Origin of the sequence: Leifsonia araucanica (genome assembly GCF_051161895.1) — a bacterium.
Classification (GTDB): Bacteria; Actinomycetota; Actinomycetes; order Actinomycetales; family Microbacteriaceae; genus Leifsonia.
In genome coordinates this window covers 2,012,239-2,029,342 of record NZ_JBMBTW010000002.1, presented here as the reverse complement: position 1 = coordinate 2,029,342, position 17,104 = coordinate 2,012,239, and the positions used below count along the sequence as shown (strand labels likewise).

General features: G+C 68.6%; 12 protein-coding genes. 8 read left to right on the top strand and 4 right to left on the bottom strand.

All coding sequences use genetic code 11. The features are described from left to right. Positions 1-284: 284 nt before the first annotated feature. Positions 285-1,328: a LacI family DNA-binding transcriptional regulator gene (locus tag ACN6M5_RS09720; RefSeq protein WP_085368905.1), complete on the top strand. Its 1,044-nt coding sequence runs from the start codon at positions 285-287 to the stop codon at positions 1,326-1,328. Positions 1,329-1,337: 9 nt separating this feature from the next. Here ACN6M5_RS09720 and ACN6M5_RS09715 read toward each other — a convergent pair whose 3' ends face one another. Beyond that, positions 1,338-1,937, bottom strand: a complete 600-nt coding sequence (locus tag ACN6M5_RS09715; protein WP_434949470.1) for a gamma carbonic anhydrase family protein — start codon at positions 1,935-1,937, stop codon at positions 1,338-1,340. Between the two features lie 167 nt (positions 1,938-2,104). Between ACN6M5_RS09715 and ACN6M5_RS09710 the strand changes: the two genes are divergently transcribed. The 6 genes from ACN6M5_RS09710 to ACN6M5_RS09685 all read left to right on the top strand — a co-directional run bounded on the left by ACN6M5_RS09710 (position 2,105) and on the right by ACN6M5_RS09685 (position 10,386). Then, positions 2,105-3,367: an ABC transporter substrate-binding protein gene (locus ACN6M5_RS09710; RefSeq protein ID WP_434949469.1), complete on the top strand. Its 1,263-nt coding sequence runs from the start codon at positions 2,105-2,107 to the stop codon at positions 3,365-3,367. Between the two features lie 93 nt (positions 3,368-3,460). Continuing rightward, positions 3,461-4,411: a carbohydrate ABC transporter permease gene (locus tag ACN6M5_RS09705; protein WP_085368902.1), complete on the top strand. Its 951-nt coding sequence runs from the start codon at positions 3,461-3,463 to the stop codon at positions 4,409-4,411. Continuing rightward, positions 4,411-5,289 (top strand): carbohydrate ABC transporter permease, encoded by an 879-nt coding sequence (locus ACN6M5_RS09700; protein WP_434949468.1) that lies wholly within the window; start codon positions 4,411-4,413, stop codon positions 5,287-5,289. The genes ACN6M5_RS09705 and ACN6M5_RS09700 overlap by 1 nt, the downstream gene beginning before the upstream one ends. Positions 5,290-5,294: 5 nt before the next feature. Beyond that, entirely contained in the window at positions 5,295-6,596 is a 1,302-nt protein-coding gene (locus ACN6M5_RS09695) for a family 1 glycosylhydrolase (protein ID WP_434949467.1), read from the top strand. 12 nt (positions 6,597-6,608) lie between these two features. After that, on the top strand, positions 6,609-8,144 hold the full coding sequence (gene arfA, locus ACN6M5_RS09690) for an arabinosylfuranosidase ArfA (RefSeq protein WP_434949466.1): 1,536 nt from the start codon (positions 6,609-6,611) through the stop codon (positions 8,142-8,144). Positions 8,145-8,268: 124 nt separating this feature from the next. After that, positions 8,269-10,386 carry an RICIN domain-containing protein gene (locus ACN6M5_RS09685; RefSeq protein WP_434949465.1) on the top strand — a complete coding sequence of 706 codons (2,118 nt, stop codon included), beginning with the start codon at positions 8,269-8,271 and terminating at the stop codon, positions 10,384-10,386. Positions 10,387-10,433: 47 nt separating this feature from the next. On the opposite strand, the gene ACN6M5_RS09680 is transcribed toward ACN6M5_RS09685, so the two are convergent. Then, positions 10,434-12,809, bottom strand: coding sequence for an ATP-binding cassette domain-containing protein (locus ACN6M5_RS09680; RefSeq protein WP_434949464.1), 2,376 nt, complete (start codon positions 12,807-12,809; stop codon positions 10,434-10,436). Positions 12,810-12,982: 173 nt separating this feature from the next. Here ACN6M5_RS09680 and ACN6M5_RS09675 point away from each other — a divergent pair, with 173 nt between their 5' ends. Next, positions 12,983-14,635, top strand: coding sequence for a phospholipase D-like domain-containing protein (locus tag ACN6M5_RS09675; protein WP_434949463.1), 1,653 nt, complete (start codon positions 12,983-12,985; stop codon positions 14,633-14,635). 38 nt (positions 14,636-14,673) lie between these two features. On the opposite strand, the gene ACN6M5_RS09670 is transcribed toward ACN6M5_RS09675, so the two are convergent. Then, positions 14,674-16,104 (bottom strand): xylulokinase, encoded by a 1,431-nt coding sequence (locus ACN6M5_RS09670; protein WP_434949462.1) that lies wholly within the window; start codon positions 16,102-16,104, stop codon positions 14,674-14,676. A gap of 4 nt (positions 16,105-16,108) precedes the next feature. Further along, positions 16,109-17,056, bottom strand: coding sequence for a sugar phosphate isomerase/epimerase family protein (locus ACN6M5_RS09665; RefSeq protein ID WP_434949461.1), 948 nt, complete (start codon positions 17,054-17,056; stop codon positions 16,109-16,111). Between the last annotated feature and the right edge of the window lie 48 nt (positions 17,057-17,104).

Sequence of the window (17,104 nt, the reverse complement as noted above, 5' to 3'; positions counted from 1 at the left end):
TATGCGACCAAAGTGGCATTTTCTCCGCCGTGGAGAGTTCGTACGTTAAGGGGGAGTGGCTTATTCGGCTTCGCCACTCTGGCACCGATGGCGCTACGTCTCGGGTGGCGCATGCGCGTCGCGCCGTATTGGGGGGAGCGGTCAGACACTGGGTGAATACACCCGGTGTCTGACCGGGGGCCCCGGGCGGCGCGCTGAGAGGCCGAATCGGGCGATCCTTGACGTCGTGACGGCAACGTGTGCGAAGCTAGCAACGTTGTAAATCCGTCCGAGGGAGGCGCCAGGTGGTCGCGACGCTGAAGGATGTCGCCGGGGCGGCCGGTGTCTCCGTGAAGACCGTGTCCAACGTCGTCAACGGGTACGAGTTCGTCAAGGCGTCGACGAGGGAGCGTGTCCTCTCCGCGATCGAGGAGCTCGGCTACCAGCCGAATCTCGCCGCGCGGAATCTGCGCGCGGGCCGCACCGGCGTGATCGGCCTGGCCGTCCCCTCCCTCAGCTTCAGCTACTTCGCCGAGCTGGCGGATGCCGTGCTCGAGGCGTCACGCAAGCTCGGCTTCGTCACCCTGATCGAGCAGACGGGCGGCGACCGGGATGCGGAACTCGAGCTGTTGCGCGGGTCGCGGCTGTCCATGCTCGACGGCCTGCTGTTCTCCCCGCTCGGCATGTCGACCGACGACGCGGACTCCCTGAACGTCGACTACCCGCTGGTGCTGCTCGGCGAGCGCATCTTCGGCGGCCCGACCGATCACGTCGTCATGCAGAACGTCAACGGCGGGTATGCGGCCACCGCGCATCTCATCGACTCCGGCCGGCGGCGCATCGCCGTGCTCGGCGCGCACGTCGCTGAGCGGGTCGGCTCCGCGTCCCTGCGGCTGGAGGGGTACCGTCGGGCGCTCGCGGACGCCGGCATCGACACCGGGGACGAGCTGGTCGTGTTCCGCGAGGGCTGGCACCGCACGGACGGCGCGGCAGCGACGCGCGAGCTGCTGGATTCCGGCACGCCGTTCGATGCGATCTTCGCACTCAACGACGAGCTCGCCCTCGGCGCGCTGCGCGTGCTGCACCAGGACAACGTGCGGGTGCCGGACGACGTCGCGGTGATCGGGTTCGACAACCTCATCGAAGGTCAGTTCGCGATGCCGAGCCTGAGCACCATCGATCCCGGCCGTGCCGACATCGCCGAGCGCGCCGTCGCAGCGCTCATCGAGCGCATCGGCGACCGTGACGGGCACATCGGAGCGCCTAGGATGATCGAGGTGCCGTTCACCACGGTCGCCAGGGAGTCCACCCTGTCGATGTCGGCAGTCACGTCGGCGCACAGCAGCTGACGGACGGGGTCAGTGCGGGTCGACGGCCTGGTCGGCGGAATGCGCGCCGTAGAAATCGGATTGCTTCTGCATGATCGTCCTCATCCCCGCATCCGGGTCGACGCCGTAGACCGTGCCGGTGAAGTCCAGTCCGCGCTGGATCGCCCAGATCTCGTCATGACGGTCCGGAGGGAGGATGACCGCCGGGTCTCCGACGGCGACCCAGCCGATCGGGACGACGGCGCCGGGCTGCAGCGTCGTGTTGACCTGCACGACGCCGTGGATGCGGACCTCGGCTCCCGCAGCGACGGTGCTTCCGGGGAAGAGCGCTGCGCCGGTCGCGATGAACGCCTCGTCGCCCACCGTGCTCCCGTTGATGTGCGCGTGCGGACCGATCATCACGGCGGCGCCGACCAGGGCGGGATGCTCGGCCCTTCCCCGGATGACGGCGTGCTCCATGACGACGGTGTCCTCGCCGATGACGACCTCGCCGTCTTCTGCGCTGATCACCGCGCCGTGCAGGATGCGGGCGCCCGCCGCGATCCGGACCTTCCCCACGATGACGGCCGTCGACGCCACGAAGGCGGCGGGGTCGATCGAGGGTTCGGCATCGCGGTGTCTGACGAGCATTCGGCGACTCCATTCGTCGGTCGCGCCATCGAGGGCGTGAGACGCTAACGATACCGAACGTTGACATCCGGAAATGGTTCTTTCTATAATCCGATACAACGTTGAAAATTCAACGTTGTAAAAACCCGTGGATCGACGCCGTCGTCGGTCACTCTGAGAGGCATTCAATGAAGAAACTCATCGCGGCCGTCGCGCTCGCGGCGGGGGCGGCCGTCGCGCTGGCGGGCTGCTCAGGCTCCGGCACCGGCTCATCGTCCTCCTCCCACGTCGATCTGACCTTCTGGCACGGATACACCGAGGCAGACGGCAAGGTCCTCGATCAGATCGTCGACGACTTCAACAAGTCGCAGAAGAACATCACGATCAAGACCACCACCAAGACCTGGGCCGTCATCGGCGACACCCTCCTCCCGGCGCTCAGCGCGAAGAAGGGCCCGGACATCGTCGCCCTCCCCGCAGAGAACCTCCCCGTCTACGCCAGCAAGGGCGCGTTCACGAAGCTCGACGACTTCTACGCGTCCGACAGCATCAAGAGCGCCAACCTCAACCCGCGCGCCGTCGAGATGGAGAAGGTCGACGGCTCGTACTTCGGCGTGCCGACCGGCTTCGTCCCGCTCTCCGTCATCTACAACAAGGGCCTGTTCGAGAAAGCCGGCATCACCACCTTCCCGGCCACCTGGGACGAGTGGGTCGCCGACGCCAAGAAGTTGACCGTCGACGAGAACGGCGACGGCACGCCGGAGCAGTACGGCCTCGCGCTGCCCGACCACGCCACCGTCGGCAACGGCGTCTGGGCCAGCCTGTTCTACGGCAACGGCGGAGACATCGTGAAGAGCGGCAAGTCCGTCGTCGACTCCGCCGCCAACGTGGAGACCCTGAAGTTCTGGTCGAACGCGGTCACCACCGGGCACATCTCGCCCACCGGACTCGACGGCGTCGCGTCCGACAAGCTGTTCAGCTCCGGCAAGGCCGCGATGGAGATCGGCGGCCCGTGGATGGCCGGGGTCGCGGCAGACGCGAAGATCGACTGGGGCATCGCGGGCATCCCCGCCGGCCCGAAGGAGCAGGCGGCGTCGGCCATCGGCATCAGCGCGGCCGTGACCGCGCAGGCCGACTCGACCAAGCAGGCTGCGGCCAAGAAGTTCTTCGACTACTTCTTCACCAAAGAGGTCGCGACGAAGTGGTCCCTCGGCTCCGGCTGGCCGCCCCTGCGCACCGACATCCCCGCCTCCGACGTGTCGTCGAACCCGGTGGTCGCGGCGCTGACGGCCATCTCGGGAACCGCCCGTCCGCTGCTGCCCGGCGTGGCCAACAGTGTGGATGTGCTCTCGGCGGTCGACGAGGCGACGCAGAAGTCGCTCGCGGGGGGAGACCCCAGCGACCTGCTGAGCGCGGCGTCCACCAAGGTCACCCAAGCGCTGGGTAAATAGGCGCTGAGCAAGCGCTGAGCACGTAACAGAGCAGTTCCGACAACCCGGTAGCCGCCGCCCGTCCGGCGCGGCGGCTACCGCTGTGGAGACACCATGACAACGACCGTCAGACCACCCAAACGGGCCTACCGGCCTCCGGCGCCCCTCGGGGGTCGCGGACCGATCAGGACGCGCAAGGGATCGGCCCGCATCGCGCTGATCTTCCTGCTGCCTGCACTGATCATCCTCACCGCCTTCGTCGCCTGGCCGATGCTCTCGGCGCTCCGCACGTCGTTCACCGACAGCAGCGGGTTCGGGCCGGAGCAGTGGGTGGGCTTCGGCAACTACGTCGAGATCTTCACGAACCCGAGCATCCTGGGCACGCTGTCGACCACCGCCCTCTACGCCGTGCTGTTCACGCCCACCGCGCTGATCGGGGCGCTCGCCCTCGCGCTGCTGCTCAACAACCCCCGGCTGGCCGGGCGTGGGTTCTTCCGCACGGCGTTATTCGTGCCGTTCATCGTCTCGCTCGCGGTCGCCGCCTTCGCGTGGTCGTACCTGCTCGACCCGCAGGTCGGGCTCCTCAACTTCTGGTTGCGGTCGGTCGGGATCCAGCTCGGCAACGTCCTGCAGGACCCCGTGCTCGCCATGCCGACGGTCGTGCTGGTGGCCGTGTGGAAGAGCTTCGGGTTCTACATGGTGATCTTCATCGCCGGACTGCAGGAGATCCCGGTGAGCCTGTACGAGGCGGCCCGCATCGACGGGGCGGGCGCCTGGAAGCGGTTCACCAACATCACGCTGCCGCAGCTGAGCAACACGCTCGCCTTCGTCGTGATCTTCGCCATGATCGCCGCGCTGCAGGCGTTCGACCAGATCTACGTGATGACGGGAGGCGGCCCGTACCGCAGCACCCAGACCGTCGTCATGGAGATCTACCAGGAGGGCTTCAAGAAACTCGACCTCGGCCTCGCGTCCGCCCTGTCGTACGTGCTGCTGCTGGCGACGCTGATCCTCAGCCTGGTGCAGTTCCGCTTCTTCGGCCGTCGTGAAAAGGACCTCAGCTGATGACCACTTCGACCATCCAGAACCGACGGGGGACGCTCACGCGACCCGGCCTGCGCGTCGGCAAGCGCGCATCCAAGTGGCTGCTGTTCGCGGCGGTGCTCGCGCTGACGCTGATCGTGCTGCTGCCCGTGATCGTCATCGTCTTCACGGCGTTCAAGCCGTCCTCCGAGATCAACGCGTACCCTCCGACGCTCGCGCCGGGCGCCTGGACGCTCGACAACTTCGCGCGCATCTTCGCCGACCTGCCGTTCGCGAGGCTGTTCCTGAACAGCTTCGTGTTCGCGGGAGGGGTGACGCTGTTCGCCCTCGTCTTCGACTCGCTGGCGGCGTACGCCCTGGCGCGGCTGGACTTCCGCGGGAACAGGGTGCTCCTGATCGTGATCGTCGCGAGCCTGATGATCCCGTTCCAGGCGACGCTCATCCCGATCTACCAGCTGGTCGGCAACCTCGGGCTGGTGAACACGTTCGCCGGGCTCATCCTGCCGCGCGCAGCGGACGCGTTCGGGATCTTCTTCCTCCGCCAGTTCTTCATCGCCCTCCCGCGCGACCTCGACAACGCGGCGCGCATCGACGGCGCAAGCGAGTTCCGGGTGTTCCGCAGCGTCGTGCTTCCGAACGCGCTGCCCGCCCTGCTCACGCTCGGCATCTTCACCTTCGTGAACAACTGGAACGACCTGCTCTGGCCGCTGGTCTTCACGACCACGCCGGAGATGGGGACCGTCACCTCGGGGCTGACGCTGCTCACCGGGCCGAGCGGGATCATCCCGTACGGCACGATGATGGCCGGCTCGCTGATCGCGGTGCTGCCCCTCGCCATCCTGTTCCTGATCGTCCAGCGCCGGTTCATCGAATCGGTCGCGACAACCGGATTGAAGTGACCGGCATGACCCGACAGACCCCTCGCTGGTTCGAGGACGGCCGCCTGCGTTTCGCGCTCGGCATCGAGGACACCTTCGTGCCGCAGACGCGGCCGGGCGAGCGCGCCATCGACGAGTACGAGCTGACAGAGCACTACGAACGGTTCGACGACGACTTCCGGCTCGCGGCCGGGGTCGGTGCTGAGCTGCTGCGCTGGGGCGTGCCCTGGTACCGCGTCGCACCCGAGCCAGGACGCTGGGACTGGTCGTGGACCGACCGTGCGCTGGCGAGCATGGCGGACGCCGGGCTGCGCCCGATCGTCGACCTGCTGCACTACGGCACGCCGACGTGGCTGGACGACCAGTTCGCGCATCCGGACTATCCGCAGCACGTCGCCGAGTACGCCGTCCGGTTCGCCGAGCGCTATGCCGACGTCGCACAGGACTACACGCCAGTGAACGAGCCGGTGATCCACGCACTGTTCGCCGGGGAGTACGCGTACTGGCCTCCGTACCTCTCCGGGGCGCGCGGCTTCACCACCATCGCGGCCAACCTCGCGCGCGGCTTCGTGCACACGCAGCGCGGCATCGCAGAGGTGCTGCCCGGCGCATCCTTCGTCCACGTGGATGCGGCGATGAGGTTCGTCGGCGCGGACACGGCCCCCGAGCACGCGGAGGAGGCGGAGCGGCTCTCCGAGCAGGTGCACCTGGTGGAGGACCTCGTCACGGGCCGGGTGGACGACCGCCATCCACTGGCCGCCGGCCTGCGCGCCAACGGGCTGACCGACGACGACCTCGCCTGGTTCGCCGCACACACCGTGCAGCCGGATGTGATGGGCGTCAACTACTACCCGCGCCACTCCACCGAGCTGTTCGAGGCGGGCGTGCACCACGCGGGCGGCTTCGCCGACCCCCGGCCATCGGTCGACAGGGGCGCCGCCGGGCTCCGGGATGCGCTGCAGTCGTACGCCGACCGGTACGGAGCGCCCGTCATGGTCACCGAGACCTGCGTCACCGGCAGCGTCGAGGAACGCATCGCCTGGCTCGACGACTCCGTCGCGCTCGTGCACCGGATGCGCGCGGAGGGGACGGACATCGTCGGATACACCTGGTGGCCTCTCTTCGACATGTACGAGTGGACCTGGCGGCACAGCGAGAACCCGCGCGCCGACCACCTGCTCACGATGGGCCTCTACGACCTCGTCGAGACCGGCGACGGTCTCCTCCGCTCCCGGAACCCGGTCGCCGACCGCTATCGGCACCACGCCACGTCCGCCCTGTCCGCCCTTCCCGCCCCGTCCGCCAGCCGCCTCACGCCGAACCCGTAACGGAACACATCCATGCACATCGCACACCTCACCATCAACACGTCGGCCAGGATCGGCGCCATCAACCCGCGGCTGTTCGGCTCGTTCGTCGAGCACCTGGGCCGCTCGGTCTACGACGGCATCTACGAGCCCGGCCACCCGCTGGCCGACGGCGACGGCTTCCGCACCGACGTCATCGAGCTCGTCAAGGAGCTCGGCGTCACCGCCATCCGGTATCCGGGAGGCAACTTCGTCTCCGGCTTCAACTGGGAGGACAGCGTCGGGCCGCGGGAGGAACGGCCGACCAGGCTCGACCTGGCCTGGCACACCACCGAGACGAACGAGGTGGGCCTGCACGAGTTCCAGCGCTGGCTGGACGCCGTGGGCAGCGAGCTCATGCTCGCGGTGAACCTCGGCACCCGGGGAACGCCGGAGGCGCTGGAGTTGCTCGAGTACGCTAACCTCGCGCAGGGCACGGCGCGCGCGGACCGGCGGGCGGCGAACGGACGCACGGAGCCGTTCGACGTGCGCATCTGGTGCCTCGGCAACGAGATGGACGGCCCGTGGCAGCTTGGACACCGCTCTGCCGACGACTACGGCAAGGTCGCCGCCCAGACGGCACGCGCGATGAAGGCGTTCGACCCCGACCTGGAGCTGGTGATCTGCGGCTCGTCCAGTTCGTCGATGCCGACGTTCGCCGAGTGGGAGCGCGTCGTGCTCACCCACGCGTACGACGCGGTCGACTACATCTCCTGCCACGCGTACTACGAGAACACCGGCGACCTGGCGAGCTTCCTCGCATCCGGGATCGACATGGACCACTTCATCCGCAGCGTCACCGCCACCGCCGACCACGTCAAAGCGGTGCGCGGCAGCGACAAGACCATCAACATCTCGTTTGACGAGTGGAACATCTGGTACAACAGCCGCTACGAGAACGTCGACAAGATCACCGGCGTCGACAACTGGCCCGTTGCCCCTCGCCTGCTCGAAGACGAGTACACGGTGGCGGATGCTGTGGTGTTCGGCAGCCTGCTCATCACCCTGCTGAAGCACGCCGACCGGGTGACCAGCGCCTCCCTCGCCCAGCTGGTCAACGTGATCGCGCCGATCATGACGGAGCCGGGGGGCGCATCCTGGCGCCAGACCACCTTCTTCCCGTTCGCGGCGACGGCGGCCAACGCGAACGGCATCGCCCTCGACGTGACTCCGGTCAGCGACAGCTATCCGACCGAGCGTTTCGGAGACGTGCCGCTCGTCGACGCCGTCGCGAGCCTCGACGAGAGCACGGGCAGCATCGCGGTCTACGTCGTCAACCGGGCCGTGGATGCCGGGACCTCCCTCGAGATCGACCTCCCGTCCCGCGCGCACCCCGGCACGTACGCGGTCACCGCGCGCACGCTGAGCGACGCGGACATCAACGCCTCCAACAACCGCGAGAACCCGGAACGCGTCGTCCTCGCCGACAACACCACCGTCAGCACGGACGGGGGCGTCCTGCGGATCGACCTGCCCGCCGTCTCCTGGACGGAGATCCTGCTCACCCCACAGAACCCGGTCACCGCTTAGACCCTTCCCACCCGTAGAACCTCCCACCCCCAGCACGCTTACCCCCTCAGGCGTGACGGCGCGCACCGCGTCGGCACTGCGCCACGGATTCCCGCGACGCGAACTCTCAGATCGGAGACACACGATGATCGGATCCACCGGGGGAGCGGCCCAGCCGCGAACCTTCCGCCGCCGGATGCTGGCGGCAGCTCTCACCGCGGCAGCAGTCGCCGTGTTCGCCCAGGCGGCGATCGCCCCTCCCGCCGAGGCCGTCACGACAGGCAACGGCGCGCTGGTGTACTCGCCGGCGGCCGGGACGTCCTTCAACCCGGAGGGCGGACGCGCGGCGGGAACCACATACGCCAAGAACATCGTCCTGAAGAACAGCGGAACATCCAACGGCACCCAGCTCGTCACCTACGACCAGCTGGTGCTCGTCGGCGGCAAGCAGGTGTACCCGATCTATCGGAGCACCGACGACGGGACGACGTGGACGCACCTCACCGACGTCGTCCCGAACAACGACTTCCCGACGCTCGCGCGCACGTCGCAGCCGTTCCTCTACGAGCTGCCCCAGCAGGTCGGCAGCCTCCCCGCCGGCACGATCCTGCTCTCCGGCATGATCATGCCGACGGACCGGTCGAGCAGCAGGCTCGTCGTCTACAAGAGCGGGGACCACGGAGCCACCTGGTCGTACCTCAGCACCATCGACACCGGCGGCCCGGCGACGTACGACCCGTCTCCCACCTCCACCACGACGACGGTGTGGGAGCCGTCGCTGATCGTCGACGGAAACGGCAAGCTCGCCGCGTACTTCTCGGACGAGCGGCAGAAGGCGAACGGCGTGCTGCAGGCGGTCTCGTACCGTGAGTCCAGCGACGGCGGCCTCACCTGGGGTGCGCTCGGCAACGTGTCCGCGCCGACCAACCAGAGCGACCGGCCGGGAATGATCACGGTGACGAAGCTGCCGGACGGCCGCTACCTCGCCACGTTCGAGGTCGTCAACCGGCCGAGCCAGACCAACAACACGGCGCCGGTGTACTTCAAGATCTCTCCGGATGGGGTCACCTGGTCGCCAAGCACGAGCATCGGCACGCAGATCGCCCTCGCCAACGGACGCGGGATCGGCTCGTCCCCGTACGTGAAGTGGGTGCCGACCGGGGGCCCGAAGGGGATGGTGGTCGTCGCATCCAAGTGGGGTCTCGACGCCTCGGGGAACATCAGCGGCGGCCAGGACTTCTACGTCAACTACAACCTGGGCGCCGGACCGTGGGAGCGGCTGCCGATGGCGGTCACCTACGACTCGACCGACACGGCGGGCGGCACGTTCTCCGGGTTCGCGCAGAGCTTCGACACCAGCGTCGACGGGCGCACGCTCTACCAGGCGACGAACGTCGAGAACGCGGCGACCACGTACAACGACATCCGCGTGGGTTCGATCCCGCTGGATGCGCAGCAGTACGAGGCGGAGAAGGCGGCACGCACGTCCGACACCTCGCTGGTGACCGACGTGAACGCCGCCAACGGAAGCAAGGTCGGCAACATCAACAACAGCACGAGTGCCGTCACGTTCACGGTGCGCGTTCCGAGCGCGGGCTCGTACACGCTCAACGTGCGCTACGACAACGGCACAGGTGCGGCGAGCACGCACAACGTCTCGGTGAACGGTGGGACGGCGTCGAGCATCAGCTATCCGGCGACGGTCGACTGGGGCCGCTTCGGCTGGGCGCAGAAGACGGTGACGCTGAATGCGGGCGCCAACACGATCGCGTTCAGCAAGGGGACGTCGTACGCGGAACTCGACCAGCTGCAGGTCTACCAGCCGAGCGCGCAGCTCGACTCGCAGTTCCGGATCGTGAACCGCAACAGCGGCAAGCTGCTGGAGATCGCCTCGGCGCTCACCACCGACGGCGCGCTGGCCGGCCAGTGGGCGGACACCGCGAACCCCACCCAGATCTGGAACGTCCACCCGGTGACGGGAAGCACGCAGCTGTTCAACGACAACAGCGGCAAGCTGCTGGAGATCCCGGGTGCGCAGACGGGCAACGCGGTGCAGGCCGGGCAGTGGGGGCCGACCGGGAACGCCACCCAGAACTGGAACCTCACGACCAGCGGCGGCTACTGGACGCTGACCAACGCGAACAGCGGCAAGCCCCTGGAGATCGCCGGCTCGTCCACGGCGAACGGCGCCGCCGCCCAGCAGAACGCGGCGACGGGCGCCGCGAACCAGCAGTGGCAGTTCGTGCGCGAGGGTATTCAGTAGGGAGTGTGGAGGAGGGAGCGGCCGCTCGTACGCGAGCGGCCGCTTCCCTACGCCTCCACGTATGTCGCCAGGTGCTGCCCGGTGAGCGTCGACTTGGCTGCCACCAGCTCCGCCGGCGTGCCCTCGAACACCACCAGCCCGCCGTCGTGGCCGGCGCCGGGGCCGAGGTCGATGATCCAGTCCGCGTGCGCCATCACGGCCTGGTGGTGCTCCACTACGATCACCGACTTGCCGGAGTCGACCAGGCGGTCGAGGAGTCCGAGCAGCTGCTCCACGTCGGCCAGGTGGAGGCCGGTCGTCGGTTCGTCGAGCACGTACACGCCGCCCTGCTCGGAGAGGTGGGTCGCCAGTTTGAGGCGTTGACGCTCCCCGCCGGAGAGGGTCGTGAGCGGCTGGCCCAGGCTCAGGTAGCCGAGTCCCACATCCACCAGCCTGCTCAGGATGCTGTGGGCCGCGGGCGTGCGCGCCTCGCCGCTGCCGAAGAACTCGTCGGCGGTGGTGACGGACATCGCCAGCACCTCGCTGATGTCGCGGCCGCCGAGGCGGTATTCGAGCACGGAGGCCTGGAACCGCTTGCCTTCGCAGACCTCGCAGACCGTGGAGACCCCGGCCATGATGCCGAGATCGGTGTAGATCACGCCAGCGCCGTTGCAGTTGGGGCAGGCGCCCTCGGAATTGGAGCTGAACAGCGCGGGCTTCACGCCGTTGGCCTTCGCGAAGGCCTTGCGGATGGGGTCGAGCAGGCCGGTGTACGTGGCGGGGTTGCTGCGGCGGGAGCCGCGGATCGCCGCCTGGTCGATGGAGATCACGCCTTCGCTGGCCGGAATCGACCCGTGCACGAGCGAGCTCTTGCCCGAGCCGGCGACGCCGGTGACGACCACGAGCATCCCGAGCGGGATGTCCACATCCACGTCGCGCAGGTTGTGGGAACTCGCGCCGCGGATGGCGAGCGTGCCGGTGGGGGTGCGCACCGTGTCTTTGAGGGTGGCGCGGTCGTCGAGGTGGTGGCCGGTGAGGGTGTCGCTCGCGCGGAGGCCGTCGAGGCTGCCGGTGTATGTGATCGTCCCGCCCGCGGTGCCCGCGCGAGGCCCGAGGTCGACGACGTGGTCGGCGATGGCGATCATCTCCGGCTTGTGCTCGACCACGAGCACGGTGTTCCCCTTGTCGCGCAGGCGCAGCAGCAGTTCGTTCATGCGCTGGATGTCGTGCGGGTGCAGCCCGATCGTCGGCTCGTCGAACACGTAGGTCACATCGGTGAGCGACGAGCCGAGGTGCCGGATGATCTTGGTGCGCTGCGCCTCCCCGCCGGACAGCGTGCCCGCCGGCCGGTCGAGGGACAGGTAGCCGAGGCCGATCTCCACGAACGATTCGAGGGTCTGCCGCAGCGCGCTCAGAAGGGGAGCGACGGACGGCTCGTCGAGCCCGCTCACCCAGTCGGCGAGGTCGCTGATCTGCATGGCGCACGCGTCGGCGATGCTGATGCCGCCGATCTTCGACGAGCGGGCGGCCTCGCTCAGCCGGGTGCCTCCGCAGTCCGGGCAGGTGGTGAACGTGACGGCGCGGTCGACGAACGCGCGGATGTGCGGCTGCATCGCCTCGCGGTCCTTCGACAACATCGACTTCTGCAGCTTGGGCACCAGACCCTCGTAGGTGAGGTTGATGTCGCCGATCTTCACCTTGACCGGGTCGCGGTAGAGGAAGTCGTGCAGCTCTTTCTTCGTGTAGTCCTTGATCGGTTTGTCGGCGTCGAGGAATCCGGAGCCCGTGAAGATACGCACGCTCCAGCCATCCGCTGTGTACCCAGGGATGGTCAGTGCACCCTCCGCCAGCGACTTCGTCTCGTCGTACAGCTGAGTGAGGTCGATGTCGTTGACGCTGCCCATGCCCTCGCAGCGCGGGCACATCCCGCCGGTGACCGTGAAGCTGCGCCGCTCCTTCGTGGTGGCCTCTCCGCGCTCGATGGTGATGGCACCGGACCCGGACACGGAGGCGACGTTGAACGAGAACGCCTGCGGCGACCCGATGTACGGCTGTCCGAGCCTGCTGAACAGGATGCGCAGCATCGCGTTCACGTCGGTGGCCGTGCCGACCGTCGACCGGGCGTTCGCCCCCATCCGCTCCTGGTCGACGATGATCGCCGTGGTCAGGCCGTCGAGCACATCCACGTCTGGCCGGGCGAGGGTCGGCATGAAGCCCTGCACGAACGCGCTGTACGTCTCGTTGATCATCCGCTGCGACTCGGCCGCGATGGTGCCGAACACCAACGAGCTCTTGCCGGAGCCGGAGACACCGGTGAACACGGTCAGCCGCCGTTTCGGGATCTCGACGCTCACGTCTTTGAGGTTGTTGACGCGCGCCCCTTGCACGCGGATCAGGTCGTGACTGTCGGCGCGGTGTGCGGCGGTCGGCGCGTCGGTGCTCATGGTGGGATCTCCATCTGTCTGGCTGTGCGCCTCATCCTAGATGCCACAGAATTGCACGTATTCAGCGGGTTTACGAGATGCCAGAAACTGTTGCAACACGCCCGAGATCGGCGACAGAAACTGGTATCTCGCGGATGCTGGCGCTGCGCCGTCTCGCGGAGTAAGCCAGGGGTATGCCGAACCTGAACGCCGATCGCATCGGCTCCGTCATCCGCGAGCACCTCCCCGAGTTCGCCGTCCCCGGCGCCCTCAGCGTGCGACCGGGCTACCTGCTGGCCGACGGGTGGATCACGGACACCCCGGCCATCGTGGTGACCGCAGCACGGGATGCGTCGCTCCCCGCCCTCCGCGACGCCCTGCCCACCGAGGTGGATGGCCTCCCCGTGGATGTGCGCGTTGCGTCGGCGGCCAAGGAGCGCATGCTGACCGAGCCCGCCGCCTTCGCGCGCACGGCGGGGCCAGCGCCCGATCGCGGCGCGGTGCCGGAGTTCGCCGACGAGTACGAGCTGACGGGCCCGGTCGGCAGTGAGGCATCCGGTGGGTCCGCCGCATCTGGTGCACCCGGCCAACCCGCCCCACCCGCCGCATCCCGCGCACGCGCATCCATCGTCCCCCGCGTCGACTTCGCCGCCGCCACCAAACCCCAGCTCCCGTACGCACCCCCGCCCGGCGCCACCCTCGCCCCGGTCTCCGGCACCATGCGCGTGACGTTGAGCGCGAGTCCGGACTCCGGCTGGCCGACGCTCGGCGCGTTCCTCTCCGGGGTGCGCGAGACCCTCACCGTCGGCCTCTACGACTTCACCTCGCGGCACATCCTGCAGACCGTCGAAACCGTCCTCGCGGGCCGAACCGTGCGGCTCGTCCTCGACCATCCCGCCAAGAATCCCACCGCCGACCAAACCGACGAGCAGACCGTCGCAGCCCTCACCACCGCCTTCGGCGACCACCTCACGCAGGCGTGGGCGCTCTCCAGGATGGACCCGCTCGCCGCCGCCTGGATCTTCCCGTCGGCGTACCACATCAAAGTCGCCGTGCGGGATTCGTCCGCCGTCTGGCTGTCCAGCGGCAACTGGAACAACTCGAACCAGCCGGACATCGACCCGGTGACCACGCCGGCCGACGCCGAGGCCGCCCGCTCCGGCGACCGCGACTGGCACGTCGTCATCGAGAACGAGCAGCTGGCGCGAACCTTCGAGGCCTTCCTGCTCAACGACCTCGCCGTCGCCGCGCAGCACCAGGTCACCACTCCGGCCGCCGGGCCTGTCCCTGCCCTGCTCGCCCCGCTCGCGACCACTCCGCCGTACCAGCGCTTCTTCGCCGCAGACACCGCCGAGCGCCAGCTGACGGTGACCCCGCTGCTCACCCCGGATGCTGGCAGCTACGTCCCGCACATCCTGGACCTCATCCGGAGCGCCACGACGTCGTTGCTGATGCAGTTCCAGTACATCGAACTGCCGAAGACGGTCGCGGACGCCCCCGCCGAGTTCCTCGCGCTGATCCACGCGGTGATCGAGCGGCAGCAGGCCGGAGTCGACGTGCGCATCATCATGAGCCAGTTCGAGACGGCCGGCTACCTCGAGAAGCTGCAGGCCGAAGGCCTCGACGTCGTGAACAGGGTGAAGCTGCAGAACAACGTGCACAACAAGGGCATCGTCGTCGACGGCCGGGCCGCGCTCGTCAGCAGCCAGAACTGGTCGCCGGCCGGGACGCTGACCAACCGGGATGCGGGCGTGATCCTCGAAAACGCGGAGATCGCCGCATACTTCACCCAGCTGTTCGAGCACGACTGGGCCGTGCTGGCGTCCCGTTCCGTCGCGCCGGATTGAGGCGCGCGCAGGGCCGCAGAGCCGAGGCCCGAGGATGCTCAGAGCAGTCGGGCGCACGCATCCCGGTACCGGGCGTACGCATCGGCCACCGCCCCGCCGCCGCGAACGACCAGAGGGCCCGACGTCGCGGCTACCGTGTCCACCGTCCACACACCGGCGCCGATCGCCGCCAGCGTCGCTGCGCCGCGCGCGGAACCGCCGTCGCCCCGCACCACCCGGATGTCGGCGCCCACGGCCGCCGCGAAGGTCTCGCACCACTCCTCGGAGCCTGTGACACCGCCGACGATGCGGATCTCCCGAGGACGCCCCACCACAGCCGAGACGGCCTCGACGGCGTCCGCGCACCCGAAGGCCACGCCCTCGACCACCGCGCGCGCGAGATGCTCGCGCCCGTGCCGTGCATCCTGGCCGACGAACGCCGCCCTCGCAGCGTCGTTCTTCACGGGCACGGTCGCTCCGAACATGAAGGGCAGGTAGGTCAGTCCGTCGCTGCCGGGAGGGGCGAGCCTGGCCGCTTCCCCGATCGGACCGCCGTCGAGGATGGCACGCTCCGCCCACCGGATGCTCGCGCCCGCCGCGTACAGCGACGACATCACCACGAATCCGTCGCCGGTCGCTGCCGCGAAGACGAAGCCACCGCCCGCGACCGGCTCGGGGGACACCCCCATGATCTGCGCTGCCGTGCCGACGTTCACGCTGAGGACTCCGCGCGACACCACACCCGAGCCGAGCACCGCAGCCGGGACGTCGCCTGCTCCGGTGACGACGGGCGTTCCCGCGCGCAGGCCGGTCGCGGCAGCGGCCTCCGCCGTGACGACGCCGGCCACCTCGCTCGATCCCAGCACGCGTGGGGCGAGTCGCGAGTCGGCCCCGGATGCGGTCCACAGCTCGTCTGCCCACTCGCGTTCGCGCACGTCGTAGAGGAGCGTGCCGGCAGCATCGGTCTCGTCCGTCGCCCACTCGCCCGTGAGCCGGAACCGGAGCAGGTCCTTCGCCAGCACCAGACGCGTCGCCTCGCGCATTCGCTCGGGGTACCGCTCGGCGAACCAGGCGAGCTTGGGCGCGGTGAACGCGTCGACGACGCCGTTCGCCGCCCGCCGCTCGAACGCGGGGTTCGCCGCAAGCCGCCGGGTCTGCTCTGCCACTCGCCTGTCCGCCCAGGTGAGGGTCGGGGCGATGGGTCGATCGTCTGCGCCGACCAGGAGCAGGGAGTGCATGTGGCCGGACATTCCGACGGCCAGGATGGAGGAGGCGTCGACGCGCGCGAGCACGGCGTGCAGGGCGGTGACGGCCGCATCCCACCAATCGTCCGGGTTCTGCTCGTGAGCCCCCGGCTCCGGCGACGCGGTCGGGTACTCCGCAGACGCCTCGGCGACGGGACGCCGCGTCGCGACATCGAGCGCCAGCACCTTGACCGTGGTGGTGCCGGCGTCGATGCCGACGACGAGCCCGTCCTGGTGTTCCGTCACGGGGTCAGGCTGCCCGTTCGCGCTGCGTGGTGAAACCGTACTCGCGCAGGAAATCGAGCGACTCCTCCGCGACGCGGTCGAAGTTGGACAGGCCGATGCCCGCCGGTTCGCCGACGCCGATCTGTCCACCCACCTGCCAGCCCTCCCACTCCACGCTCACGTAGCCGTCGAACCCGATCTCGCCGAGGGTCTCGAACGTCTCCCGGAAGTCGACGAGGCCGCCGCCGAACCAGATGTGGTTGCAGTTCACGATGGTCGGCAGGCCGACCTCGTCCTTGATCTGCACGATATCGATGTATTGCGCGAGCCGCTTGACCGCCTGCGGCACGGTCATGAACGGTTTGACCGCCACGTAGAACGCACCCGTGTCCATCGTCATCCGCAGATTGGATGCGCCGATCTCCTCGAACATGCGCTCCACCGACTCGACCTTGTTCAGGATGGTGCCCTGCAGGAGCTCGATGCTGACGTTGAGGTCGAGCTTGGCTGCGTAGTCGCACACCTCGGTGATGGCTTCCTTCGCCTGGCGCCAGGCGTCCTTGCGGCTGAGGAGCACGTTGAGGGGCGGGTCGTAGTATCCGTCGCCGAGGAGGGTGCAGGCCGATTTCGCTCCGAGGACTTTGGCGGCGTCGAGCGCCTTCTTGAAGCTCTCGATGCCGCGCTCGCGGTCGTATTCGCGCGGGCTGACGAACGTGGTGTGGTTGGCCACGTAGCCGATCTCGATCCCAGCGGCGTCCGCCGCGGCCTTGGTGTCGGCGAGGCGCTGGTCGTACTCCGCCTTCGGGCCGTTCATGAGGTGGCCGAGCATGAAGTCGACCGCGTCGTACCCGTAGTCGGCGACCTTGGTCACCGTCTCCGCCGACGTCAGGTCGCCCCACGAGTTCCACGCGGGACCTGCCGCCTCCAGGCGGCCCCACGGCATGTTCGGCCAGACTTCGAAACTGATCTTCATCTCGTTCTCTTTCTCTTTTTCCTGATCGTGGTGGTGTCTCGTCCGCCG